Raw genomic sequence first — 21,078 nt, 5'->3', positions numbered from 1 at the left:
CCAGCACCGCCACCCGCTTGCCCAGCAGCGATCCGTCGCAGACCTCCCGGGCCAGCTCCACCATCCGGATCCGGCGGCGCATGTTGATGTTGTCCACCTCGCGCAGGAACGTCAGCGCCTGATCGGCACCCAGCTCCCCGGCGCGGGCCATGAACGCCCGGATGTCCTTGGGCAGACAGCCCCCGCCGAAACCCAGCCCGGCGTTGAGGAACTTCCGCCCGATCCGGTCGTCGTAACCGATCGCGTCGGCCAGCAGCTTCACATCCGCCCCGGTGGCCTCGCACAGCTCGGCCATCGCGTTGATGAAACTGATCTTGGTGGCCAGGAAGCTGTTGGCCGCGGTCTTCACCATCTCCGCGGTCGCGTAGTCGGTGGTCACCTTCGGCGTGCCCCGCGCCACGATCGCCGCGTACACCTCATCCAGCATCCGCTCGGCGACCGCGCCGTCGGCCCCGTCGGGCAGCCCGTAGACCAGCCGGTCGGGGTGCAGGGTGTCCTGCACGGCGAACCCCTCCCGCAGGAACTCCGGATTCCACGCCAGCAACGCACCGGGCACCTTGCTCGCCACCAGTTCCGCGAGGCGGGCCGCGGTGCCGACCGGCACGGTGGACTTGCCGACGACGAGCTCGCCGTCGGCCAGGACGTCGACCAGCGACTCGGCCGCCGCCTCGACGTAGCGCAGGTCCGCGGCGTACTCCCCGCGCTTCTGCGGCGTCCCCACGCAGACGAAGTGCACCGCACTGCCCGCGGCCTCGGCGATGTCGGTGCTGAACCGCAGCCGGCCGGTGGCCAGCGTCTTCTGCAGCAGCTCCTCGAACCCCGGCTCGTAGAACGGCGCCCGCGCCTCACGCAGCGCCGCGATCTTCGGCTCGTCGACGTCGATGCCGACGACCTCGTGACCCAACTCCGCCATCGACGCGGCGTGCACCGCGCCGAGGTAGCCGCAACCGACGACCGAGATCTTCATGAGCCCCCACCCGTGACAACGGACAACGTGTCAGCTGACACCGAACCGTACGGGGCCGCGGAGGGCCTCAGCCATCGCGGTTCACCAGGACGGGTGGGTGTCAGCGTCAGGGAGCGGGGCGGACGGCGCCGCAGCGGCACGCGTAGAGGCTGGCGCCGCTGAACGCGTCCTCGCCGGCCCAGCGGAACCGGTGCCACCGGCAGCGGACCGGGCTCTGGGGAATCGGCGCCGGGCGCCACTCACCCGATCGGGTCCGCGGGCGGGTCGGCGGGAGCAGCGCGATCACGGTGTGCAGTGTGCCGTGCAGCCTCACCCAGGGGAATGGGTGAGTACCGGTCCGTCACGCACGTCACAGCGTGTCGCCCACCCCGTGCATTGGGGGGCTCCACAAGGCGCTCGCCTCCGGTGTAGTGACGACCGCAGGGTGGCACTGAGGGGCCGGGCCTCCCTCCTGCTGTGTTCGACGAGGCGTTCCCGGAGCCCACGGGGAGGGGTCCATGCCGTTGGTGCTGTGGGTGGTGCTCGGCGGCTGGCTGGTGCTCGGCGTGCTCGGCGCCCTGGTGATCGGCCGGTCGATCCGCCTGGCCGACCGTCAGGAGCTCGACCTCGCCCCGTCCGTCCACACCGGGCAACCGGTCCGGACACCTCGCTCGGCCGACCCCTGCCCTCTCCGGCGACGGCGGGCCCGCGGCGCTCCCCCGGCCGTCTCGCGCTGCGTCGGCGCCACGCACCGGACGCCGTCCAACCGCGAACCCTGACCCACCGTCCCGGCGCCCGTCCGGCACGGCCTCCTGACACCTCACCCCAGAGGGTGGCGACGCCGATCGCCTGAGGAACTTCGTCCGTACATTCGGATGAGTGCCAGTCGACGGGGGCCCTGTGAGCACTGATCTGCGTACGCCGGAGGAGCACGCCGGGACGGCGCCGCGTCGCCGTCGACGTCTCCGCACGGTGCTGATCACTCTCGGCGTCTTGGGCGTGGTGCTCGCGCTGGTCATCGGCGGCGGCCTGTGGTTCCTCACCGAGCGGTACGCGGGCAACATCGACCGCGTCTCCGACGTCTTCGCCGACCTCGACGAGGAGGCGCGCCCGGCGCCGGCGACGCCCGCCCAGGAGGCCGGCGACGAGCCGGTCACTTTCCTGCTGGTCGGCTCCGACACCCGGGAGACGACGGACGAGGGCGTGGCCGACGGCGGCCGCTCCGACGCGATCATGATCGCCCGCTTCTCCGCCGACCGTGCGCACGCGCAGGTCATCTCCATCCCGCGCGACTCGTGGGTGGACATCCCCGGCCGCGGCAAGAACAAGATCAACGCGGCGTACGCGTTCGGCGGGCCGACGCTGCTCATCCAGACGGTCGAGCAGCTCACCGCCGTCCGGATCGACCACTACGTGGCCATCGACTTCCAGGGGATCGTCCAGGTCACCGACGACCTGGGCGGGGTGGACGTCGTCGTCGCGGAGACCACCAGCAACGGGCCGTACACCTTCCCGGCCGGCGTCAACCACCTCGACGGGGACCAGGCCCGCTGGTACCTCGGCCAGCGCTACGGCCTGCCCGGCGGCGACTTCGACCGCGTACGCCGGCAGCAGCAGTACCTGCAGGCGATGTTCGGCAAGCTGTTCAGCTCCGACACGTTCACCGACCCGGGGCGCATGGATTCCGCGCTCCTCGCCGTCACGAGCGCCGTCTCGGTGGACGACCAGCTGGGCAACGGCGACATGCTCTCGCTGGCCTACTCGCTGCGCGGGCTCAACCCCGACAGCGTCGAGTTCTTCACCGCGCCCGTGCTCCGCACCGGCACGGAGGGCGCGGCGAGCGTCGTCTACCTGGACGACGTGGCCTGCGAGCGGATGTGGAGCTACCTGCAGAGCGACTCGCTGGGGCAGAACACCGCCGAGTTCAGCGACGAGGCCCTGCCGGACGTCCCCCGCTGAGGCGTCGCGCGTTCAGTTGAGCGGAACATCGGTCTCGCAGACGTCGTAGCGGTGGAACGCGCGGCGTGGTCGGATGGGGCCAGACGCCGAGACCGCGGCCACCGTCGGTTCATTCACCAGGTCAACCGTCGCGGCCAGCGCCACGTCGACCCTGTCGCTCTCCGGCATGACGCTCGACGCCACCAGCTGCCCCCGTCCGAGTTGCGTCAGGACCGCTCAGTCCCGGAGCAGCCATTTGAACAGAAGCCGGACTTGTTGTCGTCGGCCGGGCCATGGCCGCTGTCACGGCACACGGCTGACCGCAACTATTCGCTCGGCCACGTACTAGCCTGGGCGAGTCACCCGCCGAACACGGCGCCTATCCTCCTCTGATCCCGCCCCTTGGTGAGCTCCGGACCACCCGGCTCAGGCCTCCGGAGGCTATTACCCTGGCATCGGTGGCAAAGACATCTCCGAAGGCAGCCTCCCGTTCTTCCGCCGCGAGCAAGAGTCGGTCTCTCATCGCCGCCGTCGTTGTGCTGCTGACGGCAGTTGGAGTGCTGATAGCAGCTCAAATGCTCCTTGAGCGGCGCCCCGACACCTGGCGTGAAGCCTGGAACAGCGGGTCGATTGTTACGTTGGAGGACTGGTTTCGGGAGCACTCGGGACCGACTGTCGCCCTGAATTCCACTCCGCTCACCGGCGAGCAGGTCGTTGATTCACAGGTTGCCGCCGACGCTTTGGTTGGTCGGATAGTTCACGGCACCATTCGGATCACCGTTGACAACGTTACACTTCGGGACTTCTTACTGCGTGGCGACGGGTCCCGTGAACTTGTCCGCATCGTCGGTGACCGTCACAACATCTCAATCGTCGACGCCGAGATCGACGGGCAAGGAGAGAAGAACAGCATCGGCATCGGCGGGGATTCTTACGCCAGGGCCGTCACCGTCGAGCGCGTGGAGATCCACCGAGTTGGCTTCGACGCGATCCGACTAATGGTCGACAGCACCTATCGACACGTCTATGTCCACAATCTCTGGCGGTGGGATGAAGCAAAGGCGGGACGCCCGTACAACGGGGACAACTCCCAGGAGACCGACCCGCACACCGATGCCATGCAGATGGTGCGAGGCGGTGGACTCGTGGAGCAGTGCTGGCTGGACAACTACGGAGTCGGGGCCGACAACGCTACCTCAGCGGTGTTCATCAGCCCTGGCGCTGACTCGATCGACGGGTGGACGATCCGGCAGAGCTACCTCAACGGCGGCGGCTACACCATCCACGTACACCCAGGGCCTCACGGCACCCCGGAGAGAATCACAATCGAACACAACCGGTTCGGCCGCGGCCACCGTCTTGGCATTTACTCTGACGGTGACGTCCCGGCCGGCAATATCTCGAAGACGGGAAACGTTTGGGCGGACTCCTTAGAGCCGGTCCCCGCCTGACCCGCCGGTCCTGAGGTCCCATGATCATCGATCCAGCCCCCGTGCCCCCAATCGACACCTTCGGGCGCGGACCGGACCAACTACTACCGGAATCATCGGCGGGAGCGAGATGGAGGGTGGGTCTGGGGGTCACCACCTCGCCTGGCGACGTCTGCCTGGGGTGTACGGGCCAGGCGACTCTGGCCGCCACTCCTTGCCGGGAACTCGGGTGGCGCGACCGGCGCAAAGCCTGCCAGGCCATTTCTATGTGGAACTGTTCCCAGGGCAGACCATCCTCTGCGCCTCGGGGAGGACTTCCTCGCGATCGGCCGCGAAAACACCAGCGCCTCGTTGCGGGCAGCCGCCCGTGCGGTCGATCCGCCGGCACGTCGAACCCGTCGGCCACCAAGGTGGGGCAGCCGCCCGCCACGCTGAGCGAGCACGCCGACAGTACTCAGCGCGCGTCATCCCGGACACGCGCCCGCTCGCTCATGTGCCCACCCGAAGCCTCCCCACCGCGGGTGAGAGAGCCCGCCGAACCGGGTCCATCCGATCCGGACCGCCCTAGCGTCATCGCGTGCGCATCCTCTTCGTCTGCACGGGCAACGTGTGCCGCTCGCCGCTCGCCGAGCAACTCGCCACCTCCTGGACGCAGGAGAAGCTCGCCCACAGCCCGGAGGCCTCCGACGTGCACATCGGCAGCGCCGGCCTGGCCGCGACCCCAAACCAGGAGATGGACAACCAGAGCGCCGCCGCCCTGCGCGGGCTCGGGTTCTCACCCGTGGACTTCCGGTCGCGTGTTCTCACCAGCGAGCTGACCGCGGCAGCCGACCTGGTGTTCACGATGACGCGCGAGCAGCGCCGCGCGGTGCTCGAGGTGACCCCCAAGGGGCTGCGCAAGACCTTCACGCTGACCGAGGCTGCCGACCTGCTGGAGCGCTCCGACCTCTGCGGCCTAGCTCTGTCGCCACTCACCGACCGCGCCCGCCGGCTGGGGCTGCGGCTCGACGCCGCCCGCGCCGGCCGCGCGACCAGCGATGCCGACGACGTCGCCGACCCGATCGGTCAGCGGGACTCGGTGCACATCCAGGTGGCCGAGGTGATCGCGTCAGCGCTCAGGCCGCTCGCCGACGTCCTGTTCACCAGCGTGCGCACCCGGCTGCCGGCGCCCGTCGCGGTCTGAGCGGACTCAGGTCCGTACCGGGCGCAGCGCGGCGATCCGCGCCAGGACGGGGACGAGGGCGGCGGCGACCGCGTCGCCGACTTCCGCATGCACCTCGGCAGGGTGGCCGATCGGGTCGCGGATGTCGTCGTCCGCGCTGCTCTGCCGATGCGAGCGCGCAGCAGCCAGCTCCTTGACCAGGTTCCGCGCCCGCTGGGCATGCCCCTCGCCGGGGATGTCGACGTCCTCCCCCACCAGCTCCACCAGGCCGGCCGCCTCGCGGAGGGTGAACGTCCGCGCCAGGGCCCGCGGCGCGCCACGCAGCACGTCGCGGCGGTGCTGCCGCGTCATGGTGAGGGTCAGGTCGGCGTCGATGGCCATGTCGTCGAGGAGTTGACGGGCCACGAAGCCCTCCGGCTCGCCACCGAGCCCGCGCAGCACGAGTGCACTGTCCGGGTGCATGGCCGAGCCGACGACCGCCTGCACGCCGGCGCTCACCAGCTGGACGGTGCCGGCGTCCTCCCCGAGCGCGTCGTCCAGGTAGGCCCGCCCCAGGCGCTCGGCCAGCGCCGACCGGCAGATGTTGCCGGTGCAGACCAGGAGCACGGTGAAGACCGGCTCGGGCGACCAGTGACGGGGCACGCGGACATTGTCCGCGTCAGTACGCGCCCGAGCCGCGCAGGACCGCTCCCGCCGTCTTCCACAGGATCATGAAGTCGAAGGTGAGCGACCAGTTCTCGACGTAGCGGACGTCGATGCGCACCGAGTCGTCCCACGACAGGTCCGAGCGGCCGCTGACCTGCCAGAGGCCGGTGAGCCCGGGCTTGACCAGGAACCGGCGACGCATGTCATAGCCGTACTGCTCGACCTCGCGCTGCAGCGGCGGGCGTGGACCGACCAGGGACATGTCGCCGCGCAGCACGTTGATCAGCTGCGGCAGCTCGTCGAGGGAGTAGCGCCGCATGACCCTGCCGACGCGGGTGACGCGCGGGTCGACCTTCTTCTTGAACAGGACACCGTTGCCGTCGCTGTCCGCGGCCAGGTCGTCGACCATGCGATCGGCGCCCACGACCATGCTGCGGAACTTGAGCATCGAGAAGGTCCGGCCGTCGCGGCCGACGCGCTCCTGTCGGAAGAAGACCGGTCCGCTGCTCGTGACCTTGACCGCGAGGGCGATACCCAGCAGCACCGGGGCGAGGAAGAGGATGCCGAGCGCCGCGCTGGTGCGGTCGAACGCCTCCTTGCTGAGCCGACGGACGCCGGTCAGCTCCGGACGCTCCATGTGCAGCAGAGGCAGCCCGGCGACCGGACGGATGCGCACCCGGGGGCCGGCCACCTCGGTGACGGCGGGAGCGAGCAGCAACTCGGCGCGGGTGTCCTCGAGCTCCCAGCCGAGCCGGCGCAGGGCGGGCCCGTCGAGCTCGGGCGAGGGCAGGACGGCGACGGTGTCGACCTCGAAGCCCCGGACGAGCGTCACGACCTCGTCGAGGTCCCCCAGCACGGGCAGTCCGTCGAACTGGGCAGCCACGTCCCGGCCACCCGGCAGGGCGCAGCCGATCACCCGGTAGCCGTGGTAGGCCTCCTGCTCGAGCTGTGCGTGCAGCGCCTCGACGCCGGCCCGGTGGCCGACGAGGAGCGTGGTCTGCTGGAAGCGCCCGTGCTGGCGCTGCCGGTGCAGCCACTGCCGCTGCGCGTATCGCTGCCCGAGCGTCAGCAGGGTGGCCAGCGGCACCGCCAGGACGACGAAGCCACGGGCGACTTCCAGCTTGAACGCCCAGGAGACGGTGCCCACGGAGGAGAGCAGGAGGGCCGCCGCAAAGAAGACGCGGCGGAACTCGTCTGCGCCGACCCAGAGGAAGCGTTCCTCGTAGCTGCGGGCGACGAGCATGGCCGCGACCCACACCAGAGGCAGCAGGAGGGCCACCCACAGGGAGACGTGCGCCTCGGCGGTCCCGGTCGAGCCAAAGCGGCCCACGTAGCCGACCGCCGCGGCGACGGAAGCGCTGAGCAGGTCACCAGCGGCGATCCGGCGCACGTAGGCGCCGCGCCAGGCTCGGCGCGCGAGCGTGCCCTCACCCCGCAGGCGGGCGGTGAAGCCGGACGCAGAGCGACGGATCGAAGGCAGAGAGTGACGAACCGATTCGTCACGCCCGTCGAGCAGGAAAATCTCAGGACCCCCGTGGAGACACCGAGACCCCCGCGACTCGGTGAGAACTGCCGGTGAGCCGGGAACCTTAGCGTTCAACCGGCAGAGTGAACGTACCGCAGCGTTCCGTTTACAGACAGTGTTGCCTGGGACACGTTTTCGCCCTTACGCGCTGCCCGGGCGCAATCTGGCTCAGCCGGCGGCGGGCTTGGCGCTCCCCGGCTGGTCGTAGCCGTAGCCGTAGCCGTAGCCGTACGCCGTGGCCAACTCGGCCTTCGGCGGGACGATGTTGAGGATGACGCCGAGCGTCTTCGCGCCGACCCGCTCCAGCGTCGCGGCCGCCTGCTGGAGCTGCTCCTTGCGGGTGCTGCCGTAGCGGACAGAGAGCAGGACGCCGTCCATGTAGACGGCTAGCCCCGTGGAGTCGGCCACCGGCAGGAGCGGCGGCGCGTCCACGAGAACAATGTCGTTCTCGGGCCGGAGCTTGTCCAGCAGCGAGAACATGTGGCTGGAGGCGAGTAGTTCCCCCGGGTTCGGCGGGGTGGGGCCGGACGCGATGACCGACAGCTCCCCCGTCCCGTACCGCTGGATGACCTCGTCGAGATCCGCGGTGCCGGCAAGGATGTTGGTGAGCCCCACGCCACCGACCAGGCCGAGGTAGCGGGTGACCTTGGGCTTGCGCAGGTCAGCCTCGACGATGGTCACCCGCCGGCCGGCGTCGGCCAGGGCCAGTCCGAGGTTGACCACCGCGGTGGTCTTGCCCTCGGACGGGATGGCGCTGGACACCATGATGACCTTGGGCGGCTCGTCAACGTTGAGAAACTGCAAGTTCGTCCGCAGCTGGCGGTAGTCCTCGGCGGTGCGGTTGGCGCTGTTCCGGTCGATGGTGTGGCGCTTCTCGAGCGCCTCATCCCGCAGCACGGTCCCGATCACCGGAGCGCCGGTCAAGCCGACCACCTCGTCGGGGTCCTTGACGGTCCGGTCTAGCCGGCCGCGGAGGATGGCGAGGCAAACCCCGATAAGGAGACCTGCGAAGAGGCCGAGGGCCAGGCTCCGGGCGGTCCGCGGAGAGCTCGGCGAGCTTGCCACCTCGGGCTGGTCGGTCACGGTCACCTTGACCGGAGAGACGCCGCCATCGTCCGGCGTCTCCAACTCGGTGACGAGAGCGGTGAACTCATCGCCCACCGCGCTGGCGATGCGTTGCGCCTGCTCCGCTGAGGGGGCAGAGACCCTCACGTCGATGAGCACGGTGTCTGCCACCGCGGTCGCAGTGATCTGCTCACTGAGTTCGCCCGGCGACTCGTCAAGGTCAAGCCGATCGATGACTCGCCCGGCCAGCTCCTCCCCTGCGATGAGTCGGGCGTAGGAGGCCACGCGCTGCTGAGAGAACTGGCTGCCCTGGAACGCTTCGGACGTAGAAGCCGTGTCCCGAGCGGACACGAACAACTGCGTGGAGGACGAGTAGAGCGGAGTCTGCAGAAGGGTGACGCCCAGCGCGCCAACGCCACCCACGACCAGTCCAACAACGGGCAGCCACCAGGCAGCGCGCAGCGTGGCCAGGACCTCTCGAAGTTCCACGACAATCCCGTCTCTCGTGCACGCCGACTAACGCCAGTAACTGAGGGGCATACCAAGACGCCGCATGGCGGCACCCCTCCTCCCGAAGAGGGCGGCGACCCGGCAGCAGTCTCCCCGAGTCGGCGACCGCCAAAACCGTCGCCAAGCCGCAGGCGCACCCACATCCTTCAGCCCAGCAAAGACCTTGACCAGTAGACCCGCCAACCAGTCACACCGAGGAGGCAAGAGCCTCCAGCGTGATCTTGACCGGTTCGCTCCCTCGATAACCCATCAGGATCGACATGGCCACGGCCACTGGGCTGCCAAACAAGGCCTCCCTCTACCCCTCATTGGAGGGTCACGCCCTTGGGGGGGCGCGTCGCGGCGCGCCTCTGGCTGATCACAATCCCAAGATCGACAACTATGTCGGGCTCCGCCTATTCAGACCGACCACTCCCACCGCCCCGACTGGCCGACCTGGACGTTACCCGGGCCAACAAGCACTGGACACACATGCTTCTGAGTGAGTTTCGAGACGACGCGACCCTGACTGATCCCCCACTCAGCTGCGCACCTTCGCCCCCTTCGCATCAGCGATCGCCGTGCGGACCAGTTCAACCCTCTGCCGCCATCCATGAAGCGAACGGAGCTCACCTCGTACCCGAGATACTGACTCGCCAGTCGGGCGAGGGTTCCTGCATGCGCCGACTAGAGCACGCCCCAACTCCGCCTCGTCCGCAAACCTGAAAACCGGAACACCCATACCCTCAAGCACGGTTGCATCGTTCGACTCCGTTGCCACGATCACGTGGCCACATGCCGCATATTCATACAGTTTCAACGGGCTGTGATACATGGATTTCCCTGAAGTACGCTCGTGACCAGCATACCCTGCATCCCACTTTGAGATTCGCTTCACCACCTCGTCCCGAGGTAGAGCACCGAGGAATGAGACAACGCTGGAGACGTCCAAGATCTCCACGAGCTCCCGCAGGCTCTCCACCGCTGGGCCTTCACCGATGATTTCGACCTTGATGGGCTTGCCCGCTGCGGCCCGCATCTCCGGCAAGGCACCAGCAGTAGCTCGGACCAGACGATCAATACGCTGATATTCCCCGACGGTCCCAACGAACCCAATCGTCCAATTGTCCACGCATTCCGGAATCTCCACGGTCAGAAAGTCGCTGGAGATGCCGTTGGGGACGACCACTACCGATGCCTCCGGGACAGCAACGAAGTCCAGGATCTCGGCACGCAGATTGTCACTCACGGCCACAATCAAGTCTGCGTCAAGGAGCGCCTTCCGCTCTATGCGCTCCGCCCACTTCACTGCCGCGATGGCCCCCCGGTCCTTCGCGGACTCCCTAGACATGATGCCATTGCATTCGAGCACGACGACAGCCCTGCGACGCCACGGATGGAAGTGTGCCAACGACTGCATGACCGCGAGCCGCTCGTAGATGACATCTGGCCTAGGGCGGATCAAGCGCTGCAGGAACAGACAGCTCCCCGACCAGACACTTGCGGCCAGTCGGACTACATCTCCCCCGACGATCCTTCTACGCGAGGCCGTCGCGTAGTCGCTTTCCCGGATCCGTGCGAACCGACCAAGGCCCCGCACCTTGGACGCGAGGAAGATGTCCGTTGGGCAGCCCACCTCTTCGAGTCCCTCAAGGAATCCCAGGATGTGCGTCCGGGGGCCGAACGTGGTCGAGTCCGGTCCCAGCGATATGCGCAAGGCGCCTACCAGGTAGTCCCACCGCTCATGAGACACTGATCGAAGAATCGACGTGTCTATGTCCCGGACCATGTGGCGCGCGGCCTCATAGGCGCGCTCAAGTTCAGACTCCGCCGACATCCTCGACGACGCCCAGGCAGTCATCTCAGCCGTGCTCAGGCCACGGACGTCTTTGCTCCAATTCCGCAAGCCGGCGGCCTCCAGCGTACGCCGGACCTTCCGATCGTCATGCTCCATGAGGCCCAAGGGAACGGCACCACAAGCCACCCCCAATAGCAACACGTGCAACCGGTCGCTGATGACAACACGCGACTCCCGATATATCTCCTGAAGGAGGCGCTCTTGGGCCGCGTGGTCGCGGTCACTCCAGGTGACCACTTCGGCGTCCAGCAACTTCCCGAGTGAAACAGCACTCGGGTTATCCCTCACCACCTGAGATACTACAGTTACTTGTAGTGAGTTCGAGTCCGCTAGAGCACGGACCGCCGAAAGCGCCTGCGGCGAGAACTCCGCTTCGTCACCCCGCATGGACACCGTGAGACGCCGTCGCGTCCTGCCTTCGGCCCGCGTAGTCTCAGTTAAATCGAAGGCCCAATCGGGAGCGACGCCGCCCCTGCCTACAACATCCCGGGTCGAGTCGTCGCGCCAGAGGTTCACGGTCGACAGGCGTGCCGTCAGGCGAATCATATTGCCCCAGACCGGCTTCCACGTGCGGAGCCCAACACCCGCACGAAAGACCGTCCCCCCGCGAAGACGGACCAATGCCAACACGGGGCAGGTCGCCAGGTGCATCAGCCCTTGAATCGGATCGGAGTCGACCTCCCCTGGATTGAACGCGAAGAAGGCGCGATGCCGGAGTGCGTGCGCACTTATCGCCCCCAGCCACCCGGCGAAGCTCGCGTAGGCTCGATCGCAGCGCCGCAGCTCCAGCGCGTCGATGAATCCATGACTGGCGCTGCCGACGTAGACATGGCAAGGTCCAAGTTTTTGTAGCGTCTGGAGCATTCTCCGACGCAGGATTATGTCTCCAATGTTGTCATCCTGCCCAGCACACCAATAGAAGACCTTGCTCATTCGACCTTCCCTGTCTCGCTTATCAACGACGGCTAGTCAACCGACACGCATCAAGACCGGCTTCGTGGCGCTTGAGTGCAGCTAGGCATGCTGCGATCGCCTGAAGGTAGGTGATGACCATAGCAACCGAGACCGCGACGATCGCTGCCAGCACCCCCCAATTGCAGGCCCAAGCGACAACGAGCGCGGCAAGAACGCCAAAGAGCCTGATGGCTTGGATCCGTAAGAGAGTCGCACTCTTCTGGACGGCGATGAGCACCGGCAGGATCGCGACGGCGATCAACTGCAATCCAATGGGCAGCGACAGCAATGCAAAGTAGGCTCCAGCATCTCGCCAGGTGCTTCCGAGCACTGCTGGGATCATTGTCGGCCCTGCGACTGCACCCAGGATGGCGAAGGCGAGCACGAGCGGCACTAACCTACGGATCATCCGCTTCACTTGGCCTCGCACGCCGGGCTGCGACATGCGAATAAGCGGCCCCGCAGTAGACATCAACATCTGCGAGAGCCCCTGGCCGAGCAGAGCCGTGGGGACTCCGGCCACTCGTTGGGCGAGGCCCAGCTGGCCGGCGGCCGTCAGGCCGAACAGCCATCCCACGCAGAGGATCGTGATCTGAGTTGCCCCATTTGAGATAGTACCCGCAACAATGGCATGAACCCGCTCAGTGAAAGACGCCCGCTCATCTGAGTCACCAGAGGGCTCATAGACGTCTTGGCGCGGGCGTCGAGGACGTCCACACACCACGATCGCGAACAACCGCCCGACGACGAGGGAAAGGCCGAGCGCCAAGCTTGTTGGCCAGACGAAGGCGGCGACGATTTGCAGCAGCGCTGCCATGCAGCCCGACACCAGATTCCTTCGGACCAGGATTCGCACTTCCTGAAGTCGAAGGAGGTAGGCATTCTCTACGGCGGATATAACGTATGCAGGGAGGACCACCGACAGCACCAGGCAGATCTCGGCGATGCTCGAGTTTTGCGTTAGGAAGAGAAGTGCACCGGTGAGCCCGGCGAGGATAGTCGCAACACCGCCGCCTGCCAAAGCAACTCTGCGGCGACGACGCAGCATGGGTAGACCACGCGTAACCGGGATCAGATACTCAAGTCGAAGGGTCGCTAAAGGTTGAATTATCAGGCTGACAGCTGAAGCCACTTGGAACGCGCCCACCACATCGGGTTCAACGTTGCGAGCGATGACAGGAATCGCAATCAAGAGTGCTAACTGCCCCGCAGCCTGACTCAAGGGCAAGCGACCAGACTGCGCAAGCCCGCGCACTCGGTCAGAGTAGCGGGACCTGCCCCGCCTACTGCGTAGCACTCGAACACCACCCTAAACGTCAAGGATTCGTTGTCCGCGGTTGTGACTCTAGGCTTCTGTGACCGACTGAAGATAGCGACCTACGCCGGGTGCATTGCGAACTTCCAACGCGTCGCGGATCTCACTACGGCGTCGAGCCGCCAAGGCCGCTCGAATCGTATATCGACGCCAGAGGCGCCTCGGCTCACGGACAAGGCGAATCAGCCAGTTGACCTTGAAACGATAGGCAAACGGCGGATAGTAGTTCTCCCGACCCACCTGATCCAACCACCCGCCGCACGTCAGGATAAGCTGCTGGGAGCAGCCTGCCTTTTGTAGCCCTAAGGCGTAGCTGTCCTGCAGAGGGCTCCCAAGTCCCAGTATGACGAAGTCAATGTCCTTTGACAGGATCGATTGGGCGAGGGCGTCTACGTCCAGCAACTCATCGAAACCGTTCAGTGCGAGGACGATCTTTGGGTTTGAGGCGTAACAGGAGATCACTTGACTGGCCTCGTTGAGGGCGGCGGTTGTCGTGCCGATGAGTGCGAGCCGGGGACACGACTTCGCACGATCTAGGAGTCGCGGAATCACCAGGTCGGCGCTAGTGCGCGGCAGGCTGCCGCGTCCAAGCAGTCGGACTAGGTACAAACCGTCAATCCCGATGTAGTCGAACTCGTCCAGCCTCAGCCCGGAATCGAGTACTGTTTGGACGGTGTGATGATTCAGCCACGTAACTGTGCGTCCCCGTCCTGCGGCGTGCTGCTCTAGGAGTTCCGTCGCTAGCGACTCTGCCCAATCAGGTTCCCCACGGGAGTTCGTAGGGTTTCGACTGATGGTAGAAGACCTCCACACTTTGCATCTTCCCTTCTTGGTCAAAGCTGCTCAGCAGCGGACCGCTGGTCTATCGCCAGGAGTGCCCCAGTCGTACGGTGCTGCATATGGGCGCTGCGAGACACTCGATCGGGGGTTGCCCCTTCTGGTCAGGGGATCGCGGGCTCTCGCGCACTTGTACACACCCTGCGCGCGCTCACTGTTCCCAGTGATGTGGCATCTTGACGTTCGACTGCAAGGAACAGCAGCATCAATTCGAAGACGGCTGTAGGTTTTCCTGCATACACCACGGCGGTAATGCTGCACAGAGCGACTGCGAGAACCAGGAAGAATGAGTAGGACACTTTCCCACTTGTGCGACCGGCCGAGTAGGAAGTCGCCAGGTGTGTCACTACCAGCACTGCCAACAGAGTCAGCCCAACTACGCCTGTCTCGAAATTGGCCTGCAGAAAGGAGTTGTGAGCTGACGGGGCCCTGTAATACTGCCAGTAGGCGTCGAATGACGGGTCCGTGAATGAGCCCAATCCATAGCCGAAGAGTCCCGCCTTCTCGGACAAAGCCTGCGTAGTTGCCCAAACGTTGGTTCGGCCAGTGAGGGTCAGGTCAACGCCTCTGTCTCCGGCGTATCGGAGAAGGGAGTTCCAGTCGAAGATCAGCAACAACGAAGCGGCGGCAATCGCTACTAGGCTGGCCAGTCGAAGGACGGACTTCCTCATGAGTCCGAATGTCAGAGCGAGAGCCAACACGATAAAGAAGGAGTTCAAGCGGGCGAGCGCCGCGATAAAGCACACCAGGATCACCACGAAGATTAGGATCAATCGCGGCCGTGTAGTTCTCAGGCTTCCCCACAGATCTCCGTTGAGCCGAGCGATGAGCATAATGCCAACGACGATCCCCATGAGTAGGCCCAGGCGCAGCTGATGATCATAGATGCCGCGAAGCTCGGGGAGATCACCTGAAGGGGCCGGCTGAAAGGCCATCCCTGGGAGTAGGATGATGGCCGCAAAGGACAGCGTGGCCACGATAAAGGTGGCTCGAACTACTAGATTGATCAATTGGGCCTTTGACATAGCCCTGATCGCCAGCGTGGCCAGCCAGCCGATGAGTGCGAATGCCGCCTGCGTCAGCGTGTCAGCTGGAGTGACAGACCATATCGCCGAGATGAAGCAATACGCCACATAAATGAGGTACGCCGCGTCCATCAAAAACAGTCGCGGTCGATTCTGGTTCCCGGGTCGCGTATACGCCAGGAATGCCATGGTGATAGATATGAACGCTAGGCAGGCCCAAGCCACGTTCCAGATCTTCAGGCCCGAGTAGGGGCTGTTTAGGTCGAGCAGGAAGAGGCCAGTGATGTAAACCAGGCTGGCGCGCCGCAGCGTCTTTGAGACGTTATCGGTCTTGTGAGATGGCGCCCTTAAAGGTTTTTGTTCAGAACTCAGGGCCGACTTCGCGCGTCTTGATATTGAGGCGGTGTCTCCGCTAATCATCAGTCTTACGGGCTTCTGGGCTGGTGGGCATTGCCAAGGTATGCACGCTGAAGGGTTCGAGGGCCGATACGCGAGCTGCCCCGCTTCGGTTATTTGACCGGGGCTGGCCTTGTCGCCGCCAGGAGGCGTCATCTCTCGCCCAGGGGCCCGCTGCCGGATAGGGGCCTCTGATGTCGGGCTGAGACGGACACCGCTCGTCCGCATGAGCGAGTTCTCTAGTCCCCTGTCGAGCGGCCGGGCAGAGGGTCCAGCTCCTCAGAAGCTGCATCTCGGATCCGCGCACAAATCGGCTGTGCAGCCGTGGTGGGGACGAGGTGTTGGGTGGCATGACTCCGGGATCGTTTCTGCGCTGCAGGCGGAAGTGCCTGCGAATACGGGCGTCTACCCGTGGCTTGGGTGTTTGAGGCTCAGTAAGATGCAGGATTTGTCAAAGAGTCACCAGGGCGGTGACATTATCCCGAGCGCCTGAAGCACTGGCGTGTGTGACCAGATCGGCGACTATGTCATCTGGCTTGCGCCTGCCTGAAAGGACTGTCGCGATGATCTCGTCGGGCACCTCATTCGTGAGGCCATCCGAACACGCAAGGAATCGGTCACCCTCAGTCGCCGGAAGCACCGAGATGTCGGGCTGGCTGCGCGGTCCGACTCCCAGCGCGCGGGTGATGATGTGGCGTTGCGGGTGGCTAGCGGCGCTTTCGTCAGAGATGTAACCCGCGTCCACGAGTTCCTGCACGACCGAGTGGTCGGTGGTCAGTTGCTCCAGCTTCCCCTCGTGCCAGCGGTACACCCGAGAGTCGCCGATGTGGAAGACCGCCCACTGCGGCCCGTCCCCCTCGTCAACGAGGGCTACGCCGGCCACCGTTGTCCCTGCGCCCTCCCTGTCCGGGCCGCGGAAGGCACGGATCTCGCCGTCTGCGCGCTGCAGGGCCAGGCGGATCTTTTCCACGGTTGTCGTCTTGCTGCCGGCCAACGAGCGAAGGGCTTCGACGACCGCTTCCGCAGCGGCTGCACCACCGACGTGCCCACCCATACCGTCGGCAACGGCAAAGATCGGCGGCTCGGCGATGTAGCGATCCTGGTTGTCCTCGCGCTGACCGACCGCGGTGGCCGCGCCCCAGCTCAGCTCGACCGGCGGCATGCACTCTCCACGGTTTCGGATCGATGACAGCTACCCGCGAGGAGAGCGGGCGCGTCGAGCGTAGAAGGTCTCAACCGAAGCGGCAGGTCGCACCACTGGTGCGATCGCCCCTTGGGATGACGGAACAAGCCTGTCGATGCGGTCGCCGGCTTCCCGATTCACTGTCCTGGCCACCCTCGTGACGTCGGTGAGCCTGGTCCTGGCCGCCTGCGCCGGGGGGCAGCCGAATCCGAGCACTCCCACGACCGAAGCCACGGTGAGCCCCACGCCGACGCCCGACCCCGTCCAGCAGCAGGTCGAGGCCGCGCTGGCGGAGCTGGACCGCCGACAGCAGGTCGCGCAGCTCATCGTCGTCGGCGTCCCGCTGGGCGACCTCTCCCCCGCCGACGCGCTTGTCGCCAAGGCCGGCATCGGCGGCGTCTTCCTCCAGGGTCGCACCAGCGCGCCGGCAGAGGAGCTCGCCGCCACGACCTCCCGCTGGGCCGACAGCACCGCGCACGTCGACCCCTGGGTCGCCGCCGACCAAGAGGGCGGGTCCGTACAGACCCTCTCCGGCCCCGGCTTCGGCGAGCTGCCCCGAGCTGTCGACCAGGGCCGCCTGCCGGCCGACGAGATGAAGAGCCTCGTCGACGGGCTCGGTGCCTCCCTGGCCGCCGCGGGCATCAACCTCGTCCTCGCCCCGGTCGTCGACGTCGTCCCTGAGGGCACCGAGAGCAGCAACGCGCCCATTGGCGCCTACGGCCGCCAGTACGGCAGCACCCCCGACGCCGTCGAAGCGGCAGCAGGCGCCGTCGTCGATGGCCTGGCCGCCCACGGCGTCACCTCCACGCTCAAGCCCTTCCCCGGCCTCGGCCGGGTGCCGGAGAACACCGACCACAGCGCCAACGTCACCGACGACGTCACCACGCGGGACGACGAGCAGGTCGCCCTCTTCGGCGAACTCGCCGACTCTGACGCCGACCCCTTCGTGATGATGTCGTCGGCCACCTATGCGCAGCTCGACCCGACCGACCCGGCCATGTTCTCCCCCACCGTCGTCACCGACGTCCTGCGCGATCAGCTCGGCTTCGACGGTGTGGTCATCTCCGACGACGTCGGCGCGGCCCAGGCCGTGCAGGGCGTGCCGATCGGTGAGCGCGCCGTGCGCTTCCTCGCTGCCGGCGGCACCCTTGTGCTCACGGTGGACGCCGGGCAGGTCCGGGAGATGGTTGATGCCGTCCTGGCCCGCGTCGACAGCGACCCGACCTTTGCCGAGCAGGTCGACGCCGCCGTCCGCACCGCCCTTACCGCCAAGGCGCGCGCCGGTCGGTTGCCCAGCTGACCAGGCCACCCAACCGAGGAGCTCTTGAGGCGCCGAAAGCGCCCCCCTATGGTTGAGTCAGGTGACGGGTTTCAGGGTGTCGGCCCACACGTTGCCTCTCTTGGTGATGCTGCTGGCCGGAACGTCCCGGTGGGAGTAGATGCCGAGGCGGTGGCCTCGGCCGAACCGGTTTCGGTCGATGACGATGTTCTCGGGGTCGCCATAGGGGCCTGCGTGGACGTGGACGGTGTAGCCGCCACCGTTGAGGTAGCTCCGCCGGATCGTCCACCCGTCGATCGGTCCAGCACCGGGGCTGATGAACACGGCCGCAGTGGCGTTGGCCGCTTTGATGCCGGCGTTGTCCAGCCAGCTTTCATCGATGAGCCCGCCGCCTCGCACGGCTTGCGCGGCGTCGGTGTGTGGGTCGGTCTTTTGCGGGTTGGCGGCCCTGTATGGGCGCCCCTCGACGGCCTTGTTCCACCGCCACAGGTCGTGGACATAGACGTGCCGGTAGGTGCTATTCGCCATGAGCCGGATCGCGTCGAATCCGACTCGGCGAATCTCCACGCGTTCTAGCGTGACGGCTCTGGCGTAGGAGGCGCCGCCGATGCCGATGCTGTTCTTCTTGCCTCGCCCGTCGATCTCGGCGTCGACGATGGTGATGTCGTGACGGGCACCGACGACGCGGACTAGTTCGCGGGATCCGTCGCCGCGCAACAAGAAGTCGTGGAGGGTCACGTTGTCGGCGCGGATTTGCACGGTGCCATCGATGATCCGACCGGCCAGGGCGTCGGCGTCGGCTTGTGAGTTGATGATCTGCGCGCCAGTGAGCGGGATGCGATTCAGGGCGACACTCGGTCCGGTGTGCTCTTGGAACCACGCCTCCAGTGTGGCCATCGATCCGCTGTTCCAAGCTGCTGCCCAGGTGTCGGGGCCCCGCCCTAGGAACATCCCACCTGCGACCAACAGGGTCCCACTGGCTGCGGCGAGAGAGCGGCGAACCCTCCGGTAGAGCGAACTCGAGGCCAGTCTCGATGATGTCATGCCCACCAATGACACGGTAAGGCATCGGGCCATCACTTTCAGTAGCGGGCCGGTGTCGGTGGCTAACTGGTCACCGCGGATAGCCCGGGACCGGTCTCGCGCGGGGGGCCCACACCGCGAGCGCCCCCTATCGGCGACCTGGGCCGCGGAAGAGTGAGGTGCGCGGGCAGTGACCGGAGTCATTCCGTCAGTCCCTGTGCGCCGTGCAACCATCTATCGGTCATCTGTGCTACGGGGGAGCAGGGTCTATGGAGTCACGTGCGGATACCGCGACCACGCGGGGCAAGGATCTGGGGATCCAGTCGCTGCGAGGCGTCGCTGTCATTCTTATGGTCGCCGGCCACGTCATCGGCTCCAGGGCGGACCTGGGGCTGACAGTGGAAGACGACTCAGGGTGGCGGTTCTTCTACCGCGCGCTCGAGGACTTGCGGATGCCGTTGTTCACGGTGCTGTCCGGCTACGTGTACGCCTACCGCCCGGTGCGGGCCAAGGCGGGCCTCGCTCCCCTGGTCAAGGGCAAGGTGCGACGGCTGTTCGTCCCCTTCGTCGTCGTCTGCACCGTCTTCTTCTTCGTCCAGATGGCCGTCCCCGGCACCAACACGCGGCCGGAACTGTCCGACCTGCCGCACGCCTTCCTCTTCGGCTACCAGCACCTGTGGTTCCTGCAGTCGATCCTCCTGATCTTCCTGCTCGTCGGCGCGCTTGACGCCTTCAACATGCTGGGCACCTTCCGTTCCTGGGGCATGGTCACCCTGGCGACGTTCGTGCTGTTCATCCTGGTGAGGCTGCCGTCCGATATCGCGGTGTTCAGCATCAACGGGTTCCTGCGGTTGCTGCCGTTCTTCTTGCTCGGCTACGCGGCTCATAGGTACTCCGACCAGTTGCTGCAGCCGCGCAGCCTACTGATCGCCACTGTGTTCTTTCTGCCCGTGTACGCCCTGCGGCTCTACACGATCTTGGCCGACGTCGACTGGCCGGGCATCCCGTCGCGGGCTCTCAGCCTGGCCGTCGCCGTGCTCGTCGTGGTCACGCTGCTGGCGCTGCGCCGGTATCTCGCATCACGCTTCCTGGTGTGGCTGGGGGGCTTCTCCTTCGCCATCTACCTCCTGCACGTCTTCGGCAGCGCTGGCGCTCGGATTGTCGGGCTGCGGCTGGGCATTGATGGCACGCCGCTGCTCTTCGTCCTCGGCCTGGTGTTCGCGATCGGCCTGCCGATCGTCTTTGAGTTGCTCTTCGGCCGCTTCGCGGTCATCAGCTGGGCGGTGCTGGGCCAGAAGCCGCGCAGGCCGGCCGCGGCGTTGTCGCCGGTGGAGACGAAGGCCCCCACCGGCGACTCGGTCAGCTAACGGTTCATGCCACGCCGGCCAGGTAGATCGACCGGTCCTTCGCTGGGCTAGGAGCCACGGCACGGCGAGCGCCGGGAACATCCTCTTGAAGTAGGACCCCCTGAGAATGTCGCTGACGAGGTTCGTCGCTGAGGGTGCCCAGAACGCGGCACTGGTGTTGTCGCAGCCGATGACAGGAAGTTCCCGGGGCGGCAGGGTGATCGTCCGCCCGACGGGCAGATCGATGTAACCTTCGGCCGGGCAGGCGATGGATCCGGTCGTGTTGACCTGGATGCCCGGCACTTCGTTACAGCCCGAGCCGGTGGGCCAGTACACCGCCAGGTAGATGTTGCCGAGGATGCGGTCACCTCGTCCGCCATGGCGATCCATTGCGCGTTCGCCGCCGGCCCGAGCTTGAGCGTCACAGCGGATCGCGATGCGGCCCGTAGGCACACGTTGCTGCGGAGCAGCAGACCCGAGTGCTGACAGGTGCCGCCAGGCAGGTAGAACGTGCCACCACCGGCCGCGAACGCGGTTCGATGCGGCCCTGCAGGTGAGCGGTGGCGTCGGTGGAGCCGTCACTGTAGGTGTCGGCGTCGCCCCCGAGGACTCACTCGAAAGCCACGTTACCGGCAGCCTGTCCGCGCCCTCACCCGCCGAGG

The 21,078-nt window shown here is 66.3% G+C and carries 18 protein-coding genes; 6 read left to right on the top strand and 12 right to left on the bottom strand.

The features are described 5' to 3' along the window. Both ACI79D_RS20215 and ACI79D_RS20210 read right to left on the bottom strand, forming a co-directional pair. The coding region (locus ACI79D_RS20215; RefSeq protein ID WP_456920269.1) for a UDP-glucose dehydrogenase family protein at window positions 1-967 on the bottom strand (967 nt) is incomplete at its 3' end. A 106-nt stretch (window positions 968-1,073) separates the two neighbouring features. Next, window positions 1,074-1,253: a hypothetical protein gene (locus ACI79D_RS20210; RefSeq protein ID WP_456920268.1), complete on the bottom strand. Its 180-nt coding sequence runs from the start codon at window positions 1,251-1,253 to the stop codon at window positions 1,074-1,076. 211 nt (window positions 1,254-1,464) lie between these two features. Between ACI79D_RS20210 and ACI79D_RS20205 the strand changes: the two genes are divergently transcribed. Both ACI79D_RS20205 and ACI79D_RS20200 read left to right on the top strand, forming a co-directional pair. Continuing rightward, on the top strand, window positions 1,465-1,725 hold the full coding sequence (locus ACI79D_RS20205; RefSeq protein WP_456920267.1) for a hypothetical protein: 261 nt from the start codon (window positions 1,465-1,467) through the stop codon (window positions 1,723-1,725). A gap of 220 nt (window positions 1,726-1,945) precedes the next feature. Further along, window positions 1,946-2,905: an LCP family protein gene (locus ACI79D_RS20200; RefSeq protein ID WP_456920272.1), complete on the top strand. Its 960-nt coding sequence runs from the start codon at window positions 1,946-1,948 to the stop codon at window positions 2,903-2,905. 12 nt (window positions 2,906-2,917) lie between these two features. Here the strand turns inward: ACI79D_RS20200 and ACI79D_RS20195 are convergent, their stop codons facing one another. Further along, the gene (locus tag ACI79D_RS20195) at window positions 2,918-3,088 is read right to left on the bottom strand and encodes a hypothetical protein (protein WP_456920266.1); all 171 of its coding nucleotides are present in this window, start codon (window positions 3,086-3,088) and stop codon (window positions 2,918-2,920) included. Between the two features lie 254 nt (window positions 3,089-3,342). Here ACI79D_RS20195 and ACI79D_RS20190 point away from each other — a divergent pair, with 254 nt between their 5' ends. Both ACI79D_RS20190 and ACI79D_RS20185 read left to right on the top strand, forming a co-directional pair. Beyond that, a complete protein-coding gene (locus tag ACI79D_RS20190) occupies window positions 3,343-4,335 on the top strand; it encodes a hypothetical protein (RefSeq protein ID WP_456920265.1) in 993 nt (330 codons plus the stop codon). Between the two features lie 556 nt (window positions 4,336-4,891). After that, window positions 4,892-5,497, top strand: coding sequence for an arsenate reductase/protein-tyrosine-phosphatase family protein (locus ACI79D_RS20185; protein WP_456920264.1), 606 nt, complete (start codon window positions 4,892-4,894; stop codon window positions 5,495-5,497). Between the two features lie 6 nt (window positions 5,498-5,503). Here the strand turns inward: ACI79D_RS20185 and ACI79D_RS20180 are convergent, their stop codons facing one another. The 8 genes from ACI79D_RS20180 to ACI79D_RS20145 form a co-directional block, all read right to left on the bottom strand. Further along, window positions 5,504-6,118 carry an arsenate reductase/protein-tyrosine-phosphatase family protein gene (locus tag ACI79D_RS20180; protein ID WP_456920263.1) on the bottom strand — a complete coding sequence of 205 codons (615 nt, stop codon included), beginning with the start codon at window positions 6,116-6,118 and terminating at the stop codon, window positions 5,504-5,506. A gap of 16 nt (window positions 6,119-6,134) precedes the next feature. Beyond that, the gene (locus tag ACI79D_RS20175; RefSeq protein WP_456920262.1) at window positions 6,135-7,511 is read right to left on the bottom strand and encodes a sugar transferase; all 1,377 of its coding nucleotides are present in this window, start codon (window positions 7,509-7,511) and stop codon (window positions 6,135-6,137) included. Between the two features lie 303 nt (window positions 7,512-7,814). Beyond that, window positions 7,815-9,200: a polysaccharide biosynthesis tyrosine autokinase gene (locus ACI79D_RS20170; RefSeq protein ID WP_456920261.1), complete on the bottom strand. Its 1,386-nt coding sequence runs from the start codon at window positions 9,198-9,200 to the stop codon at window positions 7,815-7,817. Window positions 9,201-9,741: 541 nt separating this feature from the next. Continuing rightward, a complete protein-coding gene (locus ACI79D_RS20165) occupies window positions 9,742-11,991 on the bottom strand; it encodes a glycosyltransferase (RefSeq protein WP_456920260.1) in 2,250 nt (749 codons plus the stop codon). 22 nt (window positions 11,992-12,013) lie between these two features. Then, entirely contained in the window at window positions 12,014-13,267 is a 1,254-nt protein-coding gene (locus ACI79D_RS20160) for an oligosaccharide flippase family protein (protein WP_456920259.1), read from the bottom strand. 90 nt (window positions 13,268-13,357) lie between these two features. Next, entirely contained in the window at window positions 13,358-14,140 is a 783-nt protein-coding gene (locus ACI79D_RS20155; RefSeq protein ID WP_456920271.1) for a WecB/TagA/CpsF family glycosyltransferase, read from the bottom strand. Between the two features lie 128 nt (window positions 14,141-14,268). Continuing rightward, window positions 14,269-15,321 (bottom strand): O-antigen ligase family protein, encoded by a 1,053-nt coding sequence (locus tag ACI79D_RS20150; RefSeq protein WP_456920258.1) that lies wholly within the window; start codon window positions 15,319-15,321, stop codon window positions 14,269-14,271. A gap of 715 nt (window positions 15,322-16,036) precedes the next feature. Next, window positions 16,037-16,747, bottom strand: a complete 711-nt coding sequence (locus ACI79D_RS20145; protein WP_456920257.1) for a PP2C family protein-serine/threonine phosphatase — start codon at window positions 16,745-16,747, stop codon at window positions 16,037-16,039. Between the two features lie 256 nt (window positions 16,748-17,003). Between ACI79D_RS20145 and ACI79D_RS20140 the strand changes: the two genes are divergently transcribed. Further along, on the top strand, window positions 17,004-18,068 hold the full coding sequence (locus ACI79D_RS20140) for a glycoside hydrolase family 3 N-terminal domain-containing protein (protein ID WP_456920256.1): 1,065 nt from the start codon (window positions 17,004-17,006) through the stop codon (window positions 18,066-18,068). Between the two features lie 57 nt (window positions 18,069-18,125). Here the strand turns inward: ACI79D_RS20140 and ACI79D_RS20135 are convergent, their stop codons facing one another. Next, window positions 18,126-18,944: a hypothetical protein gene (locus ACI79D_RS20135; RefSeq protein ID WP_456920255.1), complete on the bottom strand. Its 819-nt coding sequence runs from the start codon at window positions 18,942-18,944 to the stop codon at window positions 18,126-18,128. 395 nt (window positions 18,945-19,339) lie between these two features. Between ACI79D_RS20135 and ACI79D_RS20130 the strand changes: the two genes are divergently transcribed. After that, window positions 19,340-20,437, top strand: coding sequence for an acyltransferase family protein (locus ACI79D_RS20130; RefSeq protein ID WP_456920254.1), 1,098 nt, complete (start codon window positions 19,340-19,342; stop codon window positions 20,435-20,437). Window positions 20,438-21,078: the final 641 nt, after the last annotated feature.

The sequence above is a fragment of the Geodermatophilus sp. SYSU D00708 genome (genome assembly GCF_054050115.1).
This window is presented reverse-complemented; position numbering and strand designations above follow the sequence as displayed.